The 6,127-nt window shown below is 64.9% G+C and carries 5 protein-coding genes and 2 pseudogenes; 3 read left to right on the forward strand and 4 right to left on the reverse strand.

Features of this window, described 5'->3' with window-relative positions; all coding sequences use genetic code 11:
* A pseudogene (locus tag H483_RS27195) lies at positions 1-472 on the reverse strand (hypothetical protein); the annotation flags it as partial.
* 122 nt (positions 473-594) lie between these two features.
* Between H483_RS27195 and H483_RS40535 the strand changes: the two are divergent.
* Complete coding sequence (locus H483_RS40535; RefSeq protein WP_081615145.1) at positions 595-1,044, forward strand: helix-turn-helix transcriptional regulator; 450 nt, start codon at positions 595-597, stop codon at positions 1,042-1,044.
* 57 nt (positions 1,045-1,101) lie between these two features.
* Positions 1,102-1,680, forward strand: coding sequence for a hypothetical protein (locus H483_RS38140; RefSeq protein WP_146166392.1), 579 nt, complete (start codon positions 1,102-1,104; stop codon positions 1,678-1,680).
* 278 nt (positions 1,681-1,958) lie between these two features.
* Here H483_RS38140 and H483_RS27200 read toward each other — a convergent pair whose 3' ends face one another.
* The 3 genes from H483_RS27200 to H483_RS38605 form a co-directional block, all read right to left on the reverse strand.
* Positions 1,959-3,092 (reverse strand): hypothetical protein, encoded by a 1,134-nt coding sequence (locus tag H483_RS27200; protein ID WP_031264765.1) that lies wholly within the window; start codon positions 3,090-3,092, stop codon positions 1,959-1,961.
* Positions 3,085-3,501 (reverse strand): hypothetical protein, encoded by a 417-nt coding sequence (locus H483_RS38145; RefSeq protein ID WP_017836457.1) that lies wholly within the window; start codon positions 3,499-3,501, stop codon positions 3,085-3,087. The genes H483_RS27200 and H483_RS38145 overlap by 8 nt, the downstream gene beginning before the upstream one ends.
* A gap of 122 nt (positions 3,502-3,623) precedes the next feature.
* Positions 3,624-4,475, reverse strand: a complete 852-nt coding sequence (locus tag H483_RS38605; RefSeq protein WP_193746857.1) for a nucleoside hydrolase — start codon at positions 4,473-4,475, stop codon at positions 3,624-3,626.
* Between the two features lie 531 nt (positions 4,476-5,006).
* Here H483_RS38605 and H483_RS39160 point away from each other — a divergent pair.
* Positions 5,007-6,127 (forward strand): annotated as a pseudogene (locus H483_RS39160) (hypothetical protein); the annotation flags it as partial.

Here is a 6,127-nt window from a genome sequence, read left to right on the forward strand (position 1 = left end):
GGGCCTGCTGCACGGGTGCCTGACGCACCGGTGCCGGGGCCTGCTGCACGGGCACCTGACGCACCGGAGCTGGAGCCTGCTGCACGGGCGCGACCGCCGGCGCCGGCGCCTCCGCCTGCTGGACCGCGGGAGCCTCCGGGGTGGCAGCCTCCGATGCTCGCTCTCGACGAGGGTCGGGATTGTCTTCCTTCTTCGCCTTCTTGACCTCGGTGGCGGCGGAAATGCCGGCTTGCTGCGCCACCGGCTTCGCCCGCGCTGCTGCGGGAGCGGGTGTCGCACGAGCCGTGGCCCGAGTGGTCGACGCCTGACCCTCCACGACCCCGGCCTGAGCCGTCGTCGCCTTCGCTGGCTTCTGAGCCTCGGTGACACCTGCCTGCGTGCCGGCCAGGGCGAGGGTGACGCCTCCGAACGCGACAATCGCTGCGGTGGTTCCGATGAGCGCTCCCCTGAGCGCGGTCCGAGAATGGTGCATGGTCTACCCCTGTCGCCGGCTTATAGTGACACCCTAACCCCTCCGGGGCGCATGTCAACGTCACTATAGGACGCAACCGTAAAGTCGTGGGGAAACATCAGGACGGCGACGGAGGAGTGCACATGGGAAGGGCCTCAGCCCATGCCTTCTCCCCCGAGGTTCTTGTCGATTTGCGTCGCAGTGCGGGTCTTTCGCAGGCTGCGCTGGGTGATGCACTGGGGGTGAGTTCGGGCTCAGTCCGTGCTTGGGAGCGGGGTCGGAAGATCCCTCAGGCGGATATGTTGGGCCGGTTGGCAGAACTGTTGAGTGCGGCGCTCTCGAGCACCGTTACCGTTGCCGACCTGGTCGACATTCCCGATACCGGCAGAACTCTCGCTGACTGGCGTGTGCTCCGAGCCTTGACCCAAGGTGAAGCCGCGCGACGCGCTGGCCTCTCCACCTCGCATTATGGGGCGATTGAGCGTGGAGACAGCCCCTTGGCGGCGCATAGTGTTCCCCATCTCGCTGATGCTCTGGGAATCACCCCGGACGAGGTCATCGCTGCCGCAGGTGAGGGCGGGCAGGGCGGTTAACTGCTTTTGGGCCTGTCCACAAAGAACTTGACAGGTGTCCGGCCTAGGCTTGTGGACATGACAGCTCGACTTGCCGACGCGGTACGGAAGAGGCGCGCCGAGCTCTCGCTCAACCTGATTCAAGTCCGGGACCGGGGCGGCCCGCGGGCGCCCATCATGGTGAGAATCGAGCGCGGAGACACCGAGGTGATAACCCCCGAGATCCTCGACGCTCTTGACCGGTCGCTGGAGTGGACGATCGGTAGCGCTGCGAGCACTCTTGAAGGAGGCACTCCCACTCCCCGAGAGACGGCGGAAGTGCAGTTTGCACCGTCGGGGGTCACGATCTCCCACGGCGAGGTCGCTGCTCTCACCGCCGCCACATTCCGGTTACAGCAGCTTTCCAGTGACCGCGCCCAGGATTCCGACCTGGTCGAGGCTATCGAGGACCTCGCCCAGGCTGTGGCCCCGCTATATGGTCAGTTCATCACGGAGTTACTGGCCGCGAATACCCACGGACTTGGTAGCGATATTGTCGTTGACGCAGTAGCTCCGCTGCTGGCCGAGCGTGCGGACTCCGAACTCGACGAAGGCGCTGCGCTGCGTAGATGGCTGGCGATGCCGGACGCCAAACGTGATCGCGGGGAGGACGCATGACGCAAGCGGACCGACTTCAGCAACTCATGTGTGTATGGCGTGACCCCTCTGGCGGGATCCGCACCGTCGAGGAAATTGCTGCGCACACGCCACCGACGGTTGGCGTTACTCCCGAGCTGTTGGGAGACGTTCTCGCGGGGAAGACAGTGCTCACCGAAGCCCAATGCGAGGCTGTCGCTGCGTTCTTCAAGGTCCCCGGTCGCTACCTCAGCGATGGGGACGAGAATATTCATGAGCAGCTGGAGCTGCTCAGGCACCTGGTGAATGCAGGTGCAAGGTCAGTCCGACTGCGGGGCAAACCGGTCGACACCACGCGAAAAGCCCTTCTCGCTGCCGTGTCCCGCCGTGTGTCGTAGCTGCTTGGCTCGCTGCCACTGCACCGACAGCTCCCCCGCCTGGCCGACGGCGTCGACGGCAAGCAGACCCTCGTCACCGAGGTGGTCTGTTCGCCTGTCGCGCTGCATCGCCGCGTCCTGAATTGCGAGTGCGAGGACCAGTGCCGGAGGTTCGGCGCTTACTTTGCGAGCTGCGCGCATATGACGGTCGTTCACCAGGGGCGCCAGATGAGCAAGAGCGTCGACGCTCTCCACGATGGCTCGGAGGCGCTGCTCCTTGCCGCGCAGACTCCACGGATCACTGAGAGCCACCTCAGGGCACGCCGTTCTCAGGTCCAGCCACATAGCCGTCATCGGATCGACCCAGCTATCTTCCGCTCCACGGTTGGCCACCAGTGCCGAAATGACGGCACCAATTGTCAGAAGAACTGCGAAGACGACCCCATTTGGTACACCGCGGCCGTCTAGGAGATTGTGATCATCTCGAAGAGCGCTGAACCCCACGGCCACAAACACGGTGAAGTTGTCGATGACCAGGAAGGCGTAGACCAGCGTCACCACCGCGCCGACTAGCCGCGACCGGCTTAGTCCCCAGGAGCCGATGAGCTGTTTGACCAGCAGAAACAATCCGACCAACGTGGGAAGACAGAAGATGGCGAAGTACCACAACGCCCAGCCGCTTGGAGCAGACTCCATTTGGTCACCGGCGCGTGGGGCTACAGCGGCAGTGATGACCAGTAGCACCGTCAGCCCGCCGCTAATGGCGTAGAGGACAGGCACCAGCCGTGGGTGTTTGACGTCGCCCTGCGTGGCAAACCAGAGCAAGATCACGCCAGCCACCGCCACGAGGCACGCTCCATGAATTAGTGCGCGCAGGATCGCTGCCCCAAGGAGCGGCTCAACGACGTCGTAGATCGGGCCCACCTTCAATGTCAGGGCCACAGCCCCCGCGGCCAGTGATTCGGTTAGTCGCCGGGGTGCTCCACCGCTGCGTGCCGTGTACACCCGCCACAAGATCGCCGCCCAGGTGATCGCAAGTAGCGTGAAATCGAGCCAGGCTGGCAGCAAGTTACGCATGGTTATCCACCCCAAAGGCGCGCCATAGCTCCCGCCCACCAGACGTTTCCTGGGCTTGGCGCAACTGCCTCTCGACCTCGATCCCGGTGGTCATACGCGCAAGGATGAGTGTGCCGAGGAACTCCGCTTCGTACTCCTCTAGCGAAGAGTGTTTCTCGCGTTTAAGCAGGCGGTGAACCTCGCTCAAGTCCAGATCCGGAAAGTACGCGTCCATTCCGTGGGCCGCGTCCGGCGTGGCGAGGTCTCCCCGATGTCCCAGGAGCAGGTGGGCGATCTCGTGGGCCGTCACGGCATCTTGGTGCCACTGCGGTGTGCCGGCACCCAGAATGATGTGGTCCGCAGAGTCGAACTGGACCAGCAGGCCGCACGCCTCCGTACTCAGCGCTCCCTCCATCTGCTTGACTGTCACGGGTCTCCCCCGCTGTCGAGAGATCTCCCCCAGCAAAGACTCTCGAGTCCACGGCCGCGCGCAGCGAATGCCGCGCAGTGCCCGCCGCGCTCGACGACGAGCCATGAACAGCTCACGTCTGTTCATGCCAGCGCTTTCGATACGGCGGACCGAACGACCCCAGCACAGGACTCATCGGCTGGAACCGTCAGCATCCGGTGATCGCCCCCTGGCGTTCCCCACATTGAGGAGCCGACGAAGGTGGGGGTCACCCACTCCCATTTCCCCAACTCAGATCCCACCGCAGCAAGAGCGGCAATCGTGTCGTAAGCCGACGGAGACCACACTTGCCGCCCTGCCCTCTGCGCACAATGCCACCCGTAGGCCTCGTGAATCGACCGCTGAAAGCGCCCGCTGGCCGTGGTCGAACCGAACTCCGACTCTCTGAGCCATATGTGCTCCCCAGCGTTGATCGTCACCCAATCTACGCCGAGATTCTCGACGACCCATGTACTCGCGGCAATGTCTACCTCCGAGTTGGGATCTCGTCCCGGGTCCGACTCTCCGACGATGCCGGCGCCACCGACAGCAACAATGCGCGGGCTCGATTGCGGCTTTGCCGCAGCTAGATTGGTCATCGGACCTAGACAGAGCAGGACATCCTCCGACCCCGCCGATTCGCAGAACTCGAGGATCGCCTTGGACGCGGCGTGCGGATCGCCCGGTCGATCCGGCCTCGAACCGTGGCCGCCCAGCCCATCAGGGCCGTGCACCAGGCGGGGCGTGAAGGTGGGACCCGGCACAGGACCGGCAATCACCGGTATATGGTGTCGCATCACCGCGAGCACGTCGGCAACATTCTTCGCCGCTTGCACGGCTGAGGTGTTCCCCGAAGTCGTGGTCACGCCGATGATCTCGACCTCGGGACGGCTCACCAGCACGGCCAGGGCCAGAGCGTCGTCAACGCCGCAGTCAGTGTCAATGAAGATTCGCACCCAAGCAGGGTATGCGAGAAACGCCGACACCGGTTTATAGTGTCGCCATGGCCATCAGCGGCGTGTCGTCCGCCATAACAGTTACAGATACCGGTAGGAATGCGGTCATGGCACAGCCACACAAGGGTGATCGACGACTCGTCGGTACGCGTCTCGCGCGCGACGTCCACGATGAGGTTCAGCGTCGGGCTGCCGACGCTGGCACATCGGTATCCCAGTACGTCGCAGATGTCCTGGCCGCTCACGTCGGCCGGACTGACGAGATCCGAGAGACCCCCGCTGATGCCCTGTTCCCACGCCACCAATTAGAGGAGCCGCCGCTCGCAGACATCGCTTAGCGCATAGAACACGCGCACACGATCAACTGCATAGCGCACCCACACAAAAGCGATCGCCCCCCGGAGGCAACCGAAGGGCGATCTTGAGAGTGTGACCGGAAAGAGTTACCAGCTCGAACCGGTTTTTGGTGCCCCACCTGAAAGGCAGAACTGCTTGCGAAGCTGTTCTGAGGGTAGCTCACCCCCTGTGGACGTGTCCAGCACCGCCGCGCCGGAACTCGTCTCGACTGAGCCAGACCCTCCAACCACCATTACCGTCGTCGATACTGCGGCCCTCGCGGAGCTCGCAGCTCTCCTGGCGGACTCAACCGTCCGCGCATGGGCTCTCGCTCCGACCCAGGGCGACAACCAAGCGATCCAGGTCGGTAGCGGCAACGCCGACCAGCTCGTGCGCCGCGCTCGCCTCGGCACTGAAGCCGCAACATGGGCCATCGTCGCCCAGCCACGTCCAGAGCTGGTCGCCCTCGACATCGACGAGTGCGCCGAACTGGTAGTCCCCGAGATTCGTCAGGCGGCTGCGGATACTGCGACCGTGGTCGTCGCCGCGGTCGCCTCCGGGCGCGACGACTGTCTTCACCTCTGGTGTATTCCGGCGACCAGGCACGGCCGCGACGAGCTCTTGCGACGTGTCGCTCTCATCCGTGAGCACCATCGGCTGCCGGCCGCGGCGATCGACCACCGTGAGGGCAAGGCCATTCGACTGCCGGGCAGCGTAAGCCTCAAACCCGAGGGGCGTCCCGCGCAGCTCGTCGACCTCGAGACCGGGAAAGCGACTGACGTTCGCACGGTAATCCGAGCTGTCCAGGCATCGCTTCCTCGCGACGCGCGGGGATCCGCGCCACAGCGGCTGCGTCGTCGACAGCCGGCTCCCTCAGCCATTCCCCTGCCGTTGCCGGTTGACGACGGCACGCGCCTGGTGACCGAAGCACCTCGAGCGTGGCGCCGGCGCGCACAGTTCACGCCCGAGGATTGGGCGATCCTCAACGACGGCACCCGCCGCGACCGGTCCGCGGCCGCCACGGACGCCGCGTGGGTTCTTTGGCGTCACGGCATCCGCTCGGCGACCGCCGCGCTGTGGTGGTACCAGCGCACTGCTGCTTTCGGGAAGTTTCGTCAACGTGACGAGGTGTCCCGCCGGGACGACCGGACTTCTGACTGGTCCGCCTGTCGGCAGCACTGGGCTTCGATCGCTCGGCGTGCGCGAGCATTCCGCCCTGAGATCCCCGAGTCAGACCGCCGCACCCTCGACGCAGCACGCGAGGAGATCCGCTGGTGGGGTGATGCCGACCTCCAGGCAGCTGCCGCCGTGGTCAT

The organism is Dietzia sp. UCD-THP (assembly GCF_000349585.1).
In the GTDB taxonomy this organism is placed as follows: domain Bacteria; phylum Actinomycetota; class Actinomycetes; order Mycobacteriales; family Mycobacteriaceae; genus Dietzia; species Dietzia natronolimnaea_A.